This is a genomic window from Oceanobacillus sp. FSL W8-0428 (genome assembly GCF_038004405.1).
Classification (GTDB): Bacteria; Bacillota; Bacilli; order Bacillales; family Amphibacillaceae; genus Oceanobacillus; species Oceanobacillus sojae.
The window spans coordinates 4024643-4041475 of sequence record NZ_JBBORB010000001.1; the positions used below are offsets into that span (position 1 = coordinate 4024643).

Sequence of the window (16833 nt, forward strand, 5' to 3'; positions counted from 1 at the left end):
TGCTGTTCTTCATTATGAACAATATACTATTTTCTTGAAATCTCCTCGCCAGTACAATTAAAGTTCCCAACTCTAAAACTAAAATTCTAACAAATTTGCATGAAATGTATATTAATAGAATTTATTGGCAAGCCTGTCAATATAACAAACTATTAATTGGAGGTATATCCAATATGAAGTACAACATAACGATAGGCATTGCTTTTCTTATCTGCCTATTTGTTCTTTTACCAACAGTTCATGCAGACAATGGAAAAACGTATAAGGTAGATTCTGAGAAAATAGAGTTAATGAATGAGCCTGGTAAAGACGCAGCTGTTCTTGGCGAATTAGAAAAAGACTATAAGGTCACTATTTTTGAAGATTCATATGGCTGGGGTAAAACATTTTATAACGGAGAACCAGCTTGGGTTGCTCTAAATCAGCTTACAGAAGTAAATAATGACATAAATAATATGGAAGAAAATCAAGAAGTAGAACAGCAGGATACAGACGAACAAAATAATGAAGCTGTATCCGCTTCAGAAACAAGCACTGAAACAAATAAAGCTATAGAAAATGGAAAATTGTACCGCATTAACGCATCTGCTGTAAATTTACGCAGTGCTCCTGATAAAAATGCAACGATTATTACTGCATTAAGTAATGGCAGCCAGATTACTATCTTTCAAGAATCTTACGGCTGGGGTCAGACTTATTATAATGATGAAGAAGTATGGATTGCATTATATTTACTTGATGAAGTGAACGACTCAACAGATGTTGAGGTATCAGAGGAAACGGAAAAGACTGATTCACAGCAAATACCAGAAGAAAGCGAAATAGAAGAGGCAGAATCAGAATCTGACCAAAAAGATGAGGAAACAGCTACTGATGCTGCCGAATCTCAGGAAGAAAAACAAGTGGTTCAAGCAGAGCAAAGCAGTGAAGCTCCTTTAGCCGGTTACCATTTTGTTATTGACCCGGGACACGGTGGAAAAGACCCAGGTGCGATTGGATCAGAAATATATGAAAAAACGTTAACACTAATCTCAGCGAAAAGATTAGAACAAAAATTGCATAATAAAGGGGCTTCTGTAACGTTTACCCGGACAGATGATACGTATATTTCCTTAGGACAACGAGCTGTGATTAGTAATTCTACAGATGCAGACGCGTTTATCAGCCTGCACTATAATTCATCAAAAGATCAGTCTGCACGTGGAATCGAAACCTTTTACAACGAAGCTAGCAGTCTTGCCAATTTCGTTCAATCATCGCTAATGAATCATGTTAATCTCATTGACCGCGGGGCAAAACAGGCAGGTTTTCAAGTGTTGAAAGAAAATAAACACCCTGCTATATTAATTGAGCTTGGCTTCATCAGCAATCCAGACGAACAGAAGCTTGTTCAAACGGATAGTTATCAGGAAAATGCGACCAATGGTATTGTGGAAGGATTGGAAGCGTATTTCAATTAAATATGAAAGCATGCTGAAGAAAAGTGCAGGAAAAGCGCACTTTTCTTCAGCATGCAATTTTACCCTTGCATATTTAGATTATTAAATCGTTTTAAGCGATAGAAATTAGTCGTATTAGCGCTAATCTGTTGTCGAACTTTATCAAAAGACAGCTGCTTTATTTCAGCTATTTTCTTTATAACTTCCATAATCATATTTGGATGTGTCATCTGATTTTGAAAAGGTCCTTCAAATCGCCAAGGTCCGTCTGTTTCTGCCATGACAAGCTCTAACGGATATTGTTTAATGATTGACTGGGTCTCTTCTTCATACCAGCAATCAGGTGTTATAGAAATCATATACTGATTGTTTATCATACGTTCAATGGTAGCTTTATCACCTTTAAACCAATGGAAATGAGCTTTTTTAACCTCATATTTTTCAAGGAGATCACAGACAACAGCTGCATCTTCATACACAGCATGTAATACGATTGGCAAATCATATTTTTTGGCAGCTTGTACGAATCGTTCCAGTATCGCGTGATAAGGAGTAACATCCAGTGATGCTTCTTTACGCTTTTTATAATATGGAAGTCCCACTTCCCCAATAGCAGCAATATCTTGAAATCTTTGATCAATCGTTTGTATAATATTGTCGATTTCCCGCACAGATGGCAGATTCTGTTCTGGATGCCATCCAAAAGCTGGATAAACAAACGGATATATTTGTACTAATTGCCACACCCTTTGACAGCTCTCAAAATCACTGGAAACAGCTATCATTCCATCTACTTTAAGCGTATCCATTAACAGCTGCTGCTCATCCGTCTGATACCAATCCAAATGAATATGTGCATCAATCATCCAGCACACCTCGCAATCAAATATCTTTGAATAAATCTCCGGCCTTCCTGACATCAACATTTCCTCCGCTTAAAACAACACCCACTCTTTTCCCTTTAACAGGAAGCTTCTTATATGCTGCTAAAGCGACAGCTCCAGATGGTTCAACAACAATTTTTAACCGGGTCCAAAGAAAGTACATGGCAGCTTTTATCTCCTCTTCGGAAACGGTTATAAAATCATCAACATTTTCCTTAATGAAAGGAAAGGTTATTTTTCCTAATGAAGGTGAGTTTAATCCGTCAGCTATGGAGTTTGGATTCGCAATGGATCGTAATTCTCCTGCCCTGAATGACCTTGTGGCATCATCTGATACCACAGGTTCAACCCCGATCACCTTACTTTCAGGTAACAGATATTTTGTGGTAATTGCGCAACCGCTTAACAGTCCACCGCCACCGCAAGGGACCAGCAGATAATCCAGTTCGCCCACCTCTTCTATGAGCTCTTTAGCAACTGTCCCCTGTCCAGCTATAATGGATTCTGCATCAAATGGCCGGATTAACGTATAGCCAAATTCATCTATCATTCCTTGAGCTATTTCCTCTCGTGATTCTGTCCGGCGATTATAAGTTACGATAGTCGCACCGTAGTCTCTGACAGCTGCAGTTTTTACCTGTGGAGCATCCTCTGGCATGACGACAGTAGCAGGTATATCAAGTATTTTACAGGTCAAAGCAGTGGCCATTGCATGATTCCCTGAAGAATAGGCAATGACACCCTTACTCTTCTCTTCTTCAGAAAGGGAGCTGATCGTATTATAAGCACCACGGAATTTAAATGCACCCATCCGCTGGAAATTTTCACATTTAAGAAAAATTTGATTTTCGGTTAATTCATTCAGGAGTGCGGAAGTTAGAACCGGCGTTTTATGCGCAATACCTTCTATCCGTTTGGCTGCTTCTACTATTTTTTCATACATTATTGATTTCTCTCCTTTTTAACTTATATTTATCAAAAGCTCTAAATCATTTCCCCAGCTTTCCACATGCTTTATTTTATCTCTCTTTCAAAAAATAATTTCTCTAGATGAAATCTATTCTATCACTTGTTTCTTGTATTAAAAAATTATAATTCATATATAATCAAAATTTTAAAACAAATTTGCATCATTTACTTCCTTTGAATATAATTATATAAAATAATGTACTTCTGTAATCGAAAGGCCAGCTTAAAATATCTGAGGATTTCTTATTTAAAATTTATGCAAAATAAGAAGGAGGTTACCTATTATGGTAAGTCCACGGGATGATAAGCTTACCACTAAGATTGAGGATTTAAGAAACAGCCTAGGAGAGAAGACTTCCAGAAAACTTGAATTGGATAAATGTAACCGGCTGGTAAAAAGACTAAATATACTTTCGTCCGAATGTGAAAAATGTTACCAGGATTTTATCGATTTAGAAAAACATATAACAGAACTGGCAGATAAAACTGATCAACTTACCAAAACGGATTTTAAGCAGCACAGTCAGAAGCTTGAATCTATTAGTTCTCATCTTCTGAAAGAGCATAAGTTAGTCTCAAAGGATTATTATTTGAGCATTTATATGTCTTTGGGGTTAAGCATAGGTCTTATTTTTGGACTATTATTCGATAATCTTTCATTAGGATTGCCGATTGGCTTAGGTATTGGAGTAGCGATTGGAGCAGGTCTGGATGCAGATGTTAAGAAAAAAGGAAAAATAATATAATCTTTACCAGGAAAATTAGCTCGTCTGTTCTTGATAGATTTATTTCCACTTTCTATTTAGAAAGGAGAATTCCACTAATAGTTTTCTATCATAAATCACCATTGTAAATTATTCAAAAACGATAAAATATCAGCTTGAATTTGTTCCTGATCCTTATCCGCCAGCATTATATGTCTGGAATTGGAATATCTTTTCAAAATTTTATTTTTAGAAGACACATTTCGATAGATATAATCTGCACTTTCTTTATACAAAGGCTCATCCAGTTCCCCATAATAAATACTTATTGGTTTATCAATTTTTGATAGCTCTTCCATGGTTAAATCAATATGTTTCTCAAATTTTATTAAACTGTTTAATGAATTCTCTTCTAAGTTATTTAATTCATAAGAAATCTGCTGTTCTGATTTTCCTTCCAGTTGTTTATACGTTCGCGCATACCTTTGGACACGGCGTTTTAATGCATTTACCTCTCTTTGATATGGAGCTGACATTGTAACAATACCGTTAACGTTCCATTTTTGTCCTGTATTTAAAGCTAAAATTCCGCCTAACGATATTCCAATGACAGCGATATTCTGATAGCCTTCATTCTTTAAAAAATGATACCCTGCTTCGACGCTTCCACACCAATCATCAGGACCCGTAAGAATTAATTGTTCTGCAGATAATCCGTGGCCTTTATATAATGGTGCAAAGCAAGTGTAATTTTCCTGATTCAGAAATCTGCCCAGTTTCTTCATATCGACTGTACTGCTGGTAAATGAATGTAATAACAAAACAGCTCTTTCGCCGCCTTTTAAGAAGAAAGGTTTAGGTCGAACTATTTTCCCCATCTAAATTTGCCCCTTCATGATTTAATTTACGCATCTAAATTATTCCTGCTCTACGGATCGATGAACTTATACTGTTTAATACAATTAATACAACATTCTCCATAAATAAAATGTAGCATAGGACTCCCAGTTCTTCCATTCTGATGTCAATTCTCTAATCTCTTCTTTTGTTGGTTTCCGCTCCATTTCCGTGACCAGTTTAATAGCATTGATCAACCCTGCATCATCAATAGGAAAAGCATCCGGATAGCGCAGACAGCGCATTAACACATAATTAGCAGTCCATGGACCGATCCCCCTAATTTGGGTCAACTCTCTTTCGGCTTGCTTCAACTCATCTAAATACAGCAATTTTTCTTTTGTCAAATCTCCCTTTGCCATCAGCTCAGCGATACCGATAATATATTCCCTTTTCTTTTTTGTCATTTTAATGTCAGACATATCTTCAGGACTTAATCCAGAAATTTTATCAAATGAAGGGAAAATCCAATAAATTTTCCCTTCATATTCCAAGGTCTCACCAAATTTTTCAACAAATTGACGTTTTAACGTATACGCAAATGTCAGATTAATCTGTTGCCCCAAAATTCCCCAGCACAGGGCTTCAAATAAATCGTGTAATCCTATAATTCTGAGGCCATAAAATCTTTCAATAGCCTGCTCAAGCAATGGATCCTTGCTTCCCATTTTATAAAAGGGTATAAGATCGGTTTCAAAATCAAACCACTCTTCAACATAGCGTACTATTGCTTTCTTGTCTTCCATTGATTCCAGCTTCCCCCCGGCTAAAAACTCCACAGCCAAATATTCACTGTCTGCTTCACTTATACGTACCAACGTACGCAGATGATTTATTTCAATCACACGTGTAATTCTATCTTCTTCTATCTCATACATGCATTCATTGGGGTCTCTCCGTAAATAATTTAAATTTGTCTTAAAATCAAATAGTTCAGGTGTTTTGATTAAAATGCAATGTTTATTTTCTTTCCAAATTCTCAATTTATTTCCCCCCATCTTTAAGACCTGCAAAATATTCTGTCTGTTCGTTTCAACATCCTTTTCTCTATTGTACACCAAGTGATATAACCTCTGTAATTCACCGAATCTTCCAGGTAACAATGTCTTCATCACATTTATGTAAAAAGACAAAGAAATACTGTTTTCACAATATCCCCTTGTCTTTTTAAGTGGAGGCTTATACGTGCACTATCATAGCTTTCTGCAAATAAAAATTACGCCCTGTCATTCTTTCTTAAAACATCCTTCATTCTCTCTCTCATCTCTTTTGTATATCCTTGCTGTCCTCCGGTATGAATGAATAGAATATTTTCTTGATCATCATAATTCCCATTTTTTATTTCGGTTACTAATCCTTTAAAAGCTTTTCCTGTATAAACTGGGTCAAGAATAATTCCCTCGCTTTTAGCAACGTCCATATAAAATGCCAGTTCTTCATCTGTTGCTTGACCGTAGCCAAGTCCAATATAGCTGTCATTAATGGAAATAGAATCAAAATGATGGTCAGTGTCTTCCAGATCAATTACAATTTTCATCACATCTTCTTTGAACACTTCTGCTATCTGGTCAACAGAATAGCCAATGATTTTCTTTCTGGTATCGGCTTCTTCATTTGCATACCAGAGTCCTGCATATGTTCCGCCAGATCCGATTGCAAGGTTGATAGAATCAAAATGAATACCCATCTCTACTTCCTGCTTTATAATTTCGTTGTAGCAATTAATATAACCGTAAGACCCGATTGCATTTGATGCACCAACCGGAATAATCAATACTTTTTTCTTTTGAGATTCCAGCTTTTGCTTCAGCTCCTCCATCGCATCTTCCCTTGATGCGCTGGGAGGAATAATATTTACATTTGCTCCAAGCATATCATCCTGGAATAAATTTCCTTCATATTCTTTTACTTCACCTCTAAGTACCAGGTGGCACTCTAAATTCATCATCGCACAGACAGCAGCAGTCGCCCGGGCATGATTTGATTGAATAGCACCTGTTGTAATAATGGTATCGTAGCCATTATCCAGCGCATAGGCAATAATATACTCCAGCTTTCTTACTTTGTTGCCTGAGACTTCAATACCCGTAAAATCATCGCGCTTCATAAAGATATTTTTCCCCAGCTTATCGCTCAGTTTTTCCAGTTTTTTAATTGGTGTATCCAGGTTAGCAATATTTAGTTTACGCATTTTTTATTCCTCTCACTTTCATTCTGTTTATTCCTTTATGATAGCGAATAATCACTTACATAAGCAACTGTTAGATAGATTGATTTTATTATTTCAGCACCGGGATAATTTTATTTAAAAATCAAAAAACAGCAATAGAACTTCCTATATAATAGAAGTTCTATTGCTGCGTATACATCCAATCTAAAACTTTAAGTAAGATACTAGATAAAAACCCATATAAGAACCGAAGCTAAAATAATCGCAGGCAAACCAAGAAAATAAATATAAGAGAGACTTGAGAAGCTTTTCTTACGTTCGTAATTGTCATCAAGCATTCTTGTGATAAGAAGCGTTCCAATCAATGCAAGAATACATACAACAATAACCACTATGATAAGGATGTTCATCATGCTTCCTTCCCCACCTTTCAAAAAATTAAATGGTTCATACAGCTTCATTCACACAGCCTCAGGCATTGCGCGGCTTGCTGTCTGTCAAAGCTTCCTTTGCAGATACTCAGAATCAAGGGTGTAGGAAGCCATTTTTTTCTTCCATTGTTTCACTACATCAACATGATTTTCATAGTTGAAAACATGGAATGTCATTTCTTTATTCTTCTTTTTAAAATGAACAATATATGGTGTAATATTTGTTTCAGGATGGAGAAATAACTCTTCCTTGCCAGGAAAGATATGATTCTTGTTTAAAAATTGAGCTTTATTAAAAGAATCTATAAATCTGCTTTTTTCGTCTTCATCCAAGTATTCTCCATCGAATAGTACAGTACTGTTTGATACATCAATTTTTGGATGTAACTCAAATTTATTTAAGAACCATCCGACCAAAGCACTCGGTGGGCTGGTTAAAAATTTCACTATAATTCCTGCTATCGTGATTAATACAAAGGTCCATGTCATTTCTAAATTCCAACTCCCTAATAAGCTGCATTTCCTGCTTTAATAGAAGACAGCGTTACTTGCTAATAAATTTCAATTTTATCCTAACTTTCATTGTAGCGTATATTTGAATAATGATACCATCCAATTCGCATAAAAATAACCCATCCACTTTAGTTATTAATAGATGGGTTACTTTTATGCAAATGCTGAAGAGCTTCAGAAAGTCTAGATATCCCCTTCCAAATATCTGAAGGATTACTTCTGCCATAAGTGAAACGAACGAACCCTTTGCTCTCACCAAAAATAGATCCGGGAACAAAAGCAAGTCCTCTTTTCATAGATTCATTCAGCAATTGAAATTCATCGACAGGTTCTTTCAGTTTACACCATAAATGAATCCCGCCATTTGGTTCGATAAACTCCACCTTATCTCCCAAAAAATGAATAAGCGCTTTTGATAATTGTTTTCTGCGTACTTCCAGCTGCTGTCTAACCTTATGAATATGCTCATCAAATTGCGGAGAACCAATAAATTCATTTGCCACCCACTGCGGAAAAATACTGTGTCCGAAATCAATCTGCTGTTTGGCATCAGCTAAACGCTGGATTACTTTTTCCGGACCAACAATCCAGCCGATCCGTAATCCAGAGGCGACAATTTTGGATAAGGAACTGATATATAATACATTTCCGTTATTATCCATCCGCTTTAAAGAAGATGCTACATTCCCATTAAACGCCGTAATACTGTACGGGTCATCCTCTACAATAGGAATACCATAATCAGATGAAATCTCTAATATTCTTTTTCTTCTGCTTAACGGCATCTGCACACCAGTCGGATTTTGAAAATCAGGATTGATAAATACCATCCGTATACGGTGCTTTTTATGTAATTCAATTATATCCTCCGGGTTGATTCCGTGTTCATCGCTTTTTAATAAATAGGTACGTAAACCTGCTGATTTAAATAAAGGCAATGAATAAGCATAAGACGGGTCCTCTATCGCTACTGCATCTCCCGGCTTCAGTAAACATTGTACGATTAAGTGAAGCGCCTGCTGCGCACCGGATGTGATCAGAATAGATTCTGCATCGTTAGAGATTCTTTTATATGCATAGAGATGATTGGAAATGGTTTCCCTCAAATTAATATTTCCTTGAGGGTGATCATAGCCCAGATGCTCTGTAAATGGCTTCTCTTTAAAAATAGAATGGAACTGCTCTGCAGGGAACAAGTCAGCTGCTAATTCCCCGCTTGCCATATTTATCATGTCATTATTTTGGGTTTCTGTCCGTATTTTTTGAACTAATGGCAAATTAGGAAGAAACGAACCATCCTCCACATACCTTCCCCAGTTAGGGATTCTTTTATCGGAAATCCCCCAAATATCTGTACTGATATGTGTTCCGCTGCCTTTTCTTCTTTCAACAATTCCTATCGATTGCAGCTCATCATAAGCGGCAACTACTGTGCTACGATTAACCTGTAGTTCTTTCGCCAGCTGACGTTCTGAAGGCAACGCAGTGTCCGGAGAAAACTCACCTGTAGAAATTCCGTTTTCGATATATGCTGCTATTTGTTGATATAATGGAGATTTTGCTGAACGGTCCAATTTAAAGTTCATATGAATTCCTCGATTGTGTTGTAGATTTAAATTTGCTTGTATCCTCAATCAAATACTAACCAAGATATTTTTTAAACCAATTGCTTGCTTTTAGTTTCATATTATAATCAAATTGGTGGTTAATAAAAGGCATACTAAGCTGGAGTTTATCTGGATGTTCAGAGTAAAGTGGCAATAGCTTCTTATAAAGCTCCAACGAGTAGATAAAAATAGAATCCATGTCTTGATCACCATTAATAATTAATAAGGGCTTGGGGGAAAAATTACTGAATTTTTCAAATGGATCTATCTTCCGGAAAAATTCCGTACGTTCTTTTATTTCGCTTTTTACGTCTTGAAGCGGTATCTTCCATTGTTCATAAGTAGCAGTTGATGCAATGCTATCTTCCCATGCCTTCTCAAAAGCGGGTTTACCGGCCACTGGCACTGCAGCCTTAATAGCGGGATTATTTGCAGCTACATAAAATGAAGCGTATCCTCCCATGGAGAACCCTGATACTCCGATTCTATCAGCATCAATTTGTTCCTTATTTTTAAAATAATCAATTAAATATTGTATATCAATACCTGCCTGCTCAATAATTTCATGCATATGGACATATGTATCCAACCCAGTATCCAGAGGGAACACGGAAGAAAACTTACTGTTTTTATTGGCTTTTTTTCTCTTACCATGGTCTTTACAATCTATACTCACATAATAAAAACTTTTTTTAGCAAGCATATATCCATAGTCTAATGCTTGTTCTCTATCAGCACCATAACCATGAATATAAAAAACTAATGGGGCTTTGACTATTTTTTCTGGATATATACTTAATACAGGTATTTCATTTATTATACTATCGTCTATAATTATTTTTGTCATAATTTAAGCCTCCTATTAACTAAAACTACTTTTTTTATTCAATTCTTATAATAAAGTATTCACCCATTCAAGTTTATCACAGCCACATTGCATCATAACTACATCTCACTTTATTCTACTTCCAATATTCAATCATTTCGCTCAGGTTATCTTTTTGTTTATTAAATTCCTTCATTCTATGTCCATTCGCTCCTGATGGATGAGGAAAACCTTTCAGGCAAACCTGATTAATTTTTTCCTCCTGCTTTAATTCATCTATAATGGAATCTACTGTTTTACCTAAAGGAATTAATAGTGAGGATGAAGGTAACGAATTAATTTCATCAACAAACCTATCATATGCATATTTAGAAAGAAGCGGGCTGTTATTAATTTTAGGTTGGTGACCAGTATAATTTTTATCTTTGTAAAAAACCGGATGCTTAATCATTGATGTTGTATGTAATAATGATCGGCTATCTTCAAATATGCATGATGTACCAGGCAATCCAAGGGCATCATGAAGTTTGATTTCATCTAACATATGTATTAAATTCAACCTCATTGTACCCGAAAAACTTGCTTCCTTTTTCGCTTCTTCAAGAATTCGATCTACATTCAGGTTTCCTGCTGCTTTCAAAGCAACAAAAGTCTCAAATGCCCTCTTCATCTGTGTCCACCCAGGAGCAATTCCAACAATCACAATCTTTGCTTGATAATTTATATATTCATTATGAGGTGAATAATACATTTGCAAATTATTTTCTTTTTCTATAAGAAAATCAGGATTAATCAGATCATCACGTCTTAATTCTCTGGAATCAGGTAATTGTTCTATATATTGTAAGTATTGATCTAACATAAGCCGCTCCTTTAAAACAGTGATTCATATTGTTAATTGCTATTATTATACCAATCAAGAAAAATATTCTTTTCAATTACATTCAAAACACATGCCTCTTGCACTTGAGATTCCAATTTCCGCTGTTCTTCAGGGAACTCCCTTTTAACATCAATTGTTATATACGGAATCCTTTCTTGTGCTTTTTGAGAACGGATATTTGATATCTTTGCTCCCGCAAATACATATTCTAAATCTAATTCTGTAAATGCCTTGTATAACATTTTTTCTTTCGCCAATTGATTATAACCTTTACCCCGGTACGGATACCCTATCCATGTTCCAATATGGCTTGTTCTCTTTTTCAAATCGATTTCTTTTAGTGTTATAACTCCTATTATTATTTTATTTTCATTTAGTATTACTCTCGAAAGTTGTTTTTTCTTTTTTTCTTCTTGGACAATAAAATGAATAAAATCGATTGTCCCTTTTCATGTAACATGCTCACATAGAAGACAGAGTGCATTTTTGACTTGAGGATGAGAGGATAAAGTGGAAATTTGTTTTGCATACTTTAAATGATGAGGAACCAACAATATATCTATCATCATTTCTTCCTCCTTCAAAATTCATTTTTCTAATTGATAATCATTTTATGCAATGCTACTATTGCTTATTATACATAAAAACATTCTATTGGAGGTGTATCATGCAACAAGATATTACATATAAATTCTGGACTGTTGTAATGGTTCAACATAAAGATAAAGTACTACTGCTGAATAGACAGCATGATAACTTCAAAGGGTTTATCCCGCCAGGAGGAAAAGTAGATTTCCCAGAGAGTTTTGTTGACGGAGCCATCCGGGAAGTAAAAGAAGAAACTGGATTAGAAGTAACAAACCTGGTCTTTAAAGGGATTTCCGAATTTGTTAATACAGCTGCAAAAGACCGTTATATTATGATGAACTACTGGACAAAGGATTTTAAAGGAGAATTATTGGAAAATCCTCCAGAAGGCACACTGCATTGGATTGATATTAACGAAGCCAAAAATCTGCCGATGCAAAAAGATATCAAACTTCGATTTGATTTATTTTTTAAACCTGGCACATTTGAAATTCACACTGTCTGGGATGCAGAAAAAACGCTCCAGGAGAAGTATTTATTAAAGAAACCTGAACTGGGAAAAGGGTAAAATGATATTTTAATAGATAGCAATCATTTTACCCTTTTCTTACTTATAGGCCATTAAAAGAATCCTCATCAGCTCCAACCAGTTCAATAAATCTTTCATTATCATAAACTTCTTCAAACATTGGGTCAGAAGCTGCATAATCAATTAAGTTCGGGTCTTCTGCTGCTGCGTCTTCCAGCTGATCTAAACCTTCATCAATCTCTCCACGATAGATATGTATGAAACTTAATCCATAGTATGCTATACCTTTCTCTAAAGGATGCTCCTCAAGCATTTTCTCGTAAAGCTGTTCAGCCTCATCCAATTGCCCGTTTTCTGTTAAAAGGATCCCCTTATAATCGATATTGTAAATAAGATTTTCATCCTCATCAATTTCTATTACAATGTCGTTATATTTTATAGTTTCCTCATAATCGCCTGTCATCTCATAAGCATAAACAAGTGCATCCAGCACATCAACATCTGTTGGCTCCAATTCCAGATACGTTTCAAGATAAGTAATACTTTCCTCATATTCTTCCAGGTAGAATAAGGCTCCTCCCTTACCATATAAAGCGTAGTCTAATTTCGGATCAATTTCTAACGCCTTGTCAAAGTATTCCAGAGCTTCTTCATCTCTATCCAGCATAACAAGTGCATTCCCCAAGGCTACATATTGTTCGGGTGCATCTGGTTTAAGTTCTATAGCTTTTGTTACGGCTTCCATTTCCTCCTCATATTATTCCAAATCAATTAAAGCAAAAGCCAGATTACTATATTCTTCTTCCAACTGATCATCAAGACCGACTGCTTTTTCTAAATTTTCTCTGGCTCCTTCAAAATCTCCAAGTTCATTAAGTATATAACCCTTTTCATTATAAAGCACCGCCTCTTCAGGATACTCCTGCAAGCCTTCTTCAACTAGTTCTAAAGCTTGTTCAAAATCTCCAGCTGAATAAAGAGCCCGCAGCTTAATTGTTAACAGATATGGGTTGCTGCCTTCCGATGATTGATTTTCTTCTTCTTCACCTAAGTCTTTTTCTTTCACATCTTCTTTCGTATCCGACTTTTCATCGGAAGCTTTAGAGGATGATGGTTCAGTTGTATCCGATTCTTTTGAGGACTACATCCTGCAATTAATAAAAATAATACCAAAAAAATAATAATTCTTCTTTTATCCATACTTTCCTCCACATCTACCAAATTTTTCTTTTAACCAATAAATTTATTATAGTACAAATGGAATATAACAGGAAGTCAGATTTAAGACCGTATGCTTAAGAAATAATTTTTGTTAAATACATAATCACCCTTAGAAAGCAATCTCTACAATAGTAAAAGCAGCACAAACTGTACTGCTTTTACTATTATCTACCTATAGGTATCATGGGCTGGACAAAACAAATCTTCCGTTGCATTTCTCACAATTGAAAAATGATCTACATTATAATGCCCATGAAGTGTATGGTTATGATGCTTTATAATCTGCTGCTGGCTTAAGACATCATTACCCAGCGTCGAGTGGCCGTCCCCGACTAATGTGACGTCAAATCCGTTAATAGTCGCTGTTCGGACAGCACTGTCTACGCAATGCTGTGTTTCACAGCCCATCATGACAATATGTTTTATTTGATGAAGCTTTAAATATTCTGCAAGACCTGTTCCGTAAAAAGCATTTGTAGCAGATTTATCAAAAATTTCTGCTGCTGTCGGAACATTAATTTCCTGATGAATTTCAAACCCGCTTCCTTTACCTTCATTAACATCTAAATCTCTGACAAATACAACTGGAACAGATGCTTTTCCCGCTTTTTCAATTACCAGATTAATATTAGAAATAAGCTGTGTTTTTTGAAACACTGCGCTCCTCTCAGGATTTCCATCCATTAAATCCTGTTGTGCATCAATAATTAATAGAACTTGATTCAAATTTATTCCCCTTCCAATTTAGGGAAACACGATATAACTGGTTAGTTAAGCGTTCTCCCTTTTCTGTGTTTTACTGTCATTCTATTTTTATTTATCATATAAAACGCCTCCTCCAATTATATTCCTTATTGAATTGCTTTCTTTAAGGTAGCTTTATTTTACCATAAAAAAATAGATTTTCTTTTCTATATTACAAAAGATTCAATTTTTACATATTAAATTCGAAGCATAAAGGAAGAAAAATACTACTTGGATCGGAAAGTTAAGAATAAAACTAAATGCTCCTTGAATACTGCAAATTCACAAAAGCTTCGCCAGTATCCGTCATCCCGTTTCTTTTTTCACGCAACATAAATCCTCTTGCCTCATAGAATGGAATCCCCCTTTGATTATCGTCCTGCACAGACACCCACTGCTCTGTTGCGCCTTGCTCTTTGTGTTCCTTTGTAAATATTTCTAATAATTGTTTCCCTATTCCCTGATACCGATATTTTTCATCAACATATAATACGAAAAGCCTGCTTACACCAGAGTCCATGACCTTACCGCCAATGACGCCTGCCACCTTTGAATCAATAATGGCAGTATGAGTATAGGAGCCTATTTCTATATCCTGCTTAATGCGTTCCGGAGTATACCATTTTGTGACATTCTTATCCTGATAATCCTGACTGAACTTCCCTGCTACTGTCTGTCTCCATCCAGAGGAACAAATCGCAGCAATTTCCTTTGCATGCTCTGTAGCTGCTTTTTCAATTTTCACTTCCATCATCACTCCTCCCTATTTTACATGGGTTAAATTTTCTACAATCCAAATTCTGTATCCATCAGGATCAGAAATGACTGCTTCTTTCACACCCCAAGGTGTTTATTAACAGGTTCTTGAATGACTTCTGTATGTTTCCTTTTCATCGATGAAATAGCTGAAGTAACATCATTGACCAGAAATTCAATAACAACTCCTTTTTCCACCGGTTCAGGCTCATCAATTAAATGTAATAGTATAGTCGTTTTTTCTTCAGACGCTCTAACCAAAAAGAAAGCCATACTTTCGTCGGTAAATGTCTGCTCTAAATGTAATACATTCTTATAAAAGTCGATCGATCTATTTAAATGCTTTACTGGTACAACAATTGTATTTAACTTTTCGATTTGAAATGCTGTCATCCTTCTCCCTCTCTTTCTAAACCTTTAAAAATGAATTTAAGGTCGCTGCTACTTTTTTCAGTTCATCTTCATTTATAGAAAAATACTTTGTATTTCCTTCCTGATGTACCGTCACTAGATTTGCTTGCTGCAGCTGGTTTAAATGGCGTGAAACGGTGCTTTGCTTCAAATTCAGTTGTTGGATAATCTGTTGAGCGAACATTTCTTTATTCTCAGCTAATAAATCAATGATTTGCAGCCTTGTTATATCCCCTAACCCTTCAAAAGCAGAAGAATAACCTGACAGCTTTTCTTTATTTCTACCAGCTTCTACTTTTGGATCAAACATAAGATAAATATGCTTATCGAACCGGGTAAAAGTCAGTAATCTCTCCAGATTGGAGGAAGGTATAAAGGTTAGGTATTCCGCTCTGTTTATTTTCTCTAATTCACTGGTGTCTGGATATAGGCCGGTTATTTCAAAAATTGCTGCTCCGTTTGTAGGGTAGGATTTTTTCAACAAAGTTTCGTGCTGCCTAACCCATGTTACCAGAGCTCTTTGGTTACTTTGCCACTGTTGGTTTACTCCTGAATTCCAAAATGTTCTGAGCAATCTGATAATACTTTCTTTAATAAAAGATAGATTATCGTAATGCTCTGCTATTTTATTTATTTTTTCGATAGGAACAGACCAGCTAAGTAATACTGCTTTCACAGCTTGTCTGCGCATATCAGAGTCTTGAAATAATGACTCTTCTTCCAGACGAACCTCCTGCATCACTTCTTCTACAGCCAGCATACGGGGTATGTATTTATGGTAATAGTCCATTGTTTCTCTAATTCCATAGATAACAAGCGCCAGTATATCGGCCTCATCAAGCTGCTCCCACCACTGGATAAATAAATCCCAATTCCCGGTTAAATCAGAATTCTTTTTAATATAAAAATCTCTTAAAATCACGCTATGGGCAAACACCGTTCTTAGTAATTTCAAGTCTTTTTTAGAAGTTTCCGATAAATCAGCTGAAAAATTTCTTATCCAATCATTTTGCTTAGAAGAGCCATTTAAATAGTAATCAACCAGCTGAATATTTGTAAAAAGATTTATTGCTAAGGAATTGACTGCATTTAGCTCTGTCTTAGGAAAAGCTGGTATAAGTAAATGTCTTTCCAAATCATTACCTCCCTCACCTTATATTCGTATATTGAATATATTAATATAAGGTTTTCATATCGTCAACAGATATACGGTTAGATACTATTCTCTATAGCATTCTTATACACGCTGCTTTAATGTTTT

The 16833-nt window shown here is 35.7% G+C and carries 20 protein-coding genes; 3 read left to right on the top strand and 17 right to left on the bottom strand.

The window, feature by feature from the left end:
- Positions 1 to 173: 173 nt before the first annotated feature.
- On the top strand, positions 174 to 1460 hold the full coding sequence (locus MKY30_RS19270) for an N-acetylmuramoyl-L-alanine amidase (RefSeq protein ID WP_339282251.1): 1287 nt from the start codon (positions 174 to 176) through the stop codon (positions 1458 to 1460).
- A gap of 59 nt (positions 1461 to 1519) precedes the next feature.
- On the opposite strand, the gene MKY30_RS19275 is transcribed toward MKY30_RS19270, so the two are convergent.
- Positions 1520 to 2359, bottom strand: a complete 840-nt coding sequence (locus tag MKY30_RS19275; RefSeq protein ID WP_339282252.1) for a TatD family hydrolase — start codon at positions 2357 to 2359, stop codon at positions 1520 to 1522.
- The gene (locus MKY30_RS19280) at positions 2322 to 3266 is read right to left on the bottom strand and encodes a threo-3-hydroxy-L-aspartate ammonia-lyase (protein WP_156987494.1); all 945 of its coding nucleotides are present in this window, start codon (positions 3264 to 3266) and stop codon (positions 2322 to 2324) included. The genes MKY30_RS19275 and MKY30_RS19280 overlap by 38 nt, the downstream gene beginning before the upstream one ends.
- Before the next feature lie 310 nt (positions 3267 to 3576).
- On the opposite strand from MKY30_RS19280, the gene MKY30_RS19285 reads away from it, so the two are divergent.
- Positions 3577 to 4038 (top strand): hypothetical protein, encoded by a 462-nt coding sequence (locus tag MKY30_RS19285; RefSeq protein ID WP_246145130.1) that lies wholly within the window; start codon positions 3577 to 3579, stop codon positions 4036 to 4038.
- Between the two features lie 95 nt (positions 4039 to 4133).
- On the opposite strand, the gene MKY30_RS19290 is transcribed toward MKY30_RS19285, so the two are convergent.
- From MKY30_RS19290 to MKY30_RS19330, 9 genes are all read right to left on the bottom strand, one after another.
- A complete protein-coding gene (locus MKY30_RS19290; RefSeq protein ID WP_147210509.1) occupies positions 4134 to 4874 on the bottom strand; it encodes an alpha/beta hydrolase in 741 nt (246 codons plus the stop codon).
- 84 nt (positions 4875 to 4958) lie between these two features.
- Positions 4959 to 5870: a DNA-3-methyladenine glycosylase 2 gene (locus MKY30_RS19295; RefSeq protein WP_246145135.1), complete on the bottom strand. Its 912-nt coding sequence runs from the start codon at positions 5868 to 5870 to the stop codon at positions 4959 to 4961.
- Between the two features lie 239 nt (positions 5871 to 6109).
- Positions 6110 to 7084 (bottom strand): D-cysteine desulfhydrase family protein, encoded by a 975-nt coding sequence (locus tag MKY30_RS19300; protein WP_147210508.1) that lies wholly within the window; start codon positions 7082 to 7084, stop codon positions 6110 to 6112.
- Between the two features lie 203 nt (positions 7085 to 7287).
- Positions 7288 to 7476 carry a BshB3 potential contributor to bacillithiol synthesis gene (locus MKY30_RS19305; protein ID WP_147210507.1) on the bottom strand — a complete coding sequence of 63 codons (189 nt, stop codon included), beginning with the start codon at positions 7474 to 7476 and terminating at the stop codon, positions 7288 to 7290.
- An 84-nt stretch (positions 7477 to 7560) separates the two neighbouring features.
- A complete protein-coding gene (locus MKY30_RS19310; RefSeq protein WP_147210506.1) occupies positions 7561 to 7983 on the bottom strand; it encodes a YfmQ family protein in 423 nt (140 codons plus the stop codon).
- Between the two features lie 152 nt (positions 7984 to 8135).
- Positions 8136 to 9593 carry a MocR-like pyridoxine biosynthesis transcription factor PdxR gene (gene pdxR / locus MKY30_RS19315; protein ID WP_147210505.1) on the bottom strand — a complete coding sequence of 486 codons (1458 nt, stop codon included), beginning with the start codon at positions 9591 to 9593 and terminating at the stop codon, positions 8136 to 8138.
- A gap of 55 nt (positions 9594 to 9648) precedes the next feature.
- A complete protein-coding gene (locus MKY30_RS19320; RefSeq protein ID WP_147210504.1) occupies positions 9649 to 10461 on the bottom strand; it encodes an alpha/beta hydrolase family protein in 813 nt (270 codons plus the stop codon).
- Positions 10462 to 10576: 115 nt separating this feature from the next.
- Positions 10577 to 11302, bottom strand: coding sequence for a hypothetical protein (locus MKY30_RS19325; protein ID WP_339282256.1), 726 nt, complete (start codon positions 11300 to 11302; stop codon positions 10577 to 10579).
- A gap of 32 nt (positions 11303 to 11334) precedes the next feature.
- Positions 11335 to 11763 (bottom strand): GNAT family N-acetyltransferase, encoded by a 429-nt coding sequence (locus MKY30_RS19330; protein WP_339286310.1) that lies wholly within the window; start codon positions 11761 to 11763, stop codon positions 11335 to 11337.
- A 227-nt stretch (positions 11764 to 11990) separates the two neighbouring features.
- Between MKY30_RS19330 and MKY30_RS19335 the strand changes: the two genes are divergently transcribed.
- Positions 11991 to 12479: an 8-oxo-dGTP diphosphatase gene (locus MKY30_RS19335; RefSeq protein ID WP_339282257.1), complete on the top strand. Its 489-nt coding sequence runs from the start codon at positions 11991 to 11993 to the stop codon at positions 12477 to 12479.
- Positions 12480 to 12522: 43 nt separating this feature from the next.
- Here the strand turns inward: MKY30_RS19335 and MKY30_RS19340 are convergent, their stop codons facing one another.
- The 6 genes from MKY30_RS19340 to MKY30_RS19365 form a co-directional block, all read right to left on the bottom strand.
- Positions 12523 to 13185 (bottom strand): tetratricopeptide repeat protein, encoded by a 663-nt coding sequence (locus MKY30_RS19340; protein ID WP_339282258.1) that lies wholly within the window; start codon positions 13183 to 13185, stop codon positions 12523 to 12525.
- Positions 13186 to 13197: 12 nt separating this feature from the next.
- Positions 13198 to 13506 (bottom strand): tetratricopeptide repeat protein, encoded by a 309-nt coding sequence (locus MKY30_RS19345; protein WP_339282259.1) that lies wholly within the window; start codon positions 13504 to 13506, stop codon positions 13198 to 13200.
- A gap of 323 nt (positions 13507 to 13829) precedes the next feature.
- Positions 13830 to 14387, bottom strand: coding sequence for an isochorismatase family protein (locus MKY30_RS19350; RefSeq protein ID WP_339282260.1), 558 nt, complete (start codon positions 14385 to 14387; stop codon positions 13830 to 13832).
- Positions 14388 to 14661: 274 nt separating this feature from the next.
- Positions 14662 to 15156 (bottom strand): GNAT family N-acetyltransferase, encoded by a 495-nt coding sequence (locus tag MKY30_RS19355; protein ID WP_147210555.1) that lies wholly within the window; start codon positions 15154 to 15156, stop codon positions 14662 to 14664.
- Between the two features lie 83 nt (positions 15157 to 15239).
- Positions 15240 to 15554 (bottom strand): VOC family protein, encoded by a 315-nt coding sequence (locus MKY30_RS19360; protein ID WP_341085128.1) that lies wholly within the window; start codon positions 15552 to 15554, stop codon positions 15240 to 15242.
- A 16-nt stretch (positions 15555 to 15570) separates the two neighbouring features.
- A complete protein-coding gene (locus tag MKY30_RS19365; protein ID WP_341085129.1) occupies positions 15571 to 16707 on the bottom strand; it encodes an ArsR/SmtB family transcription factor in 1137 nt (378 codons plus the stop codon).
- Between the last annotated feature and the right edge of the window lie 126 nt (positions 16708 to 16833).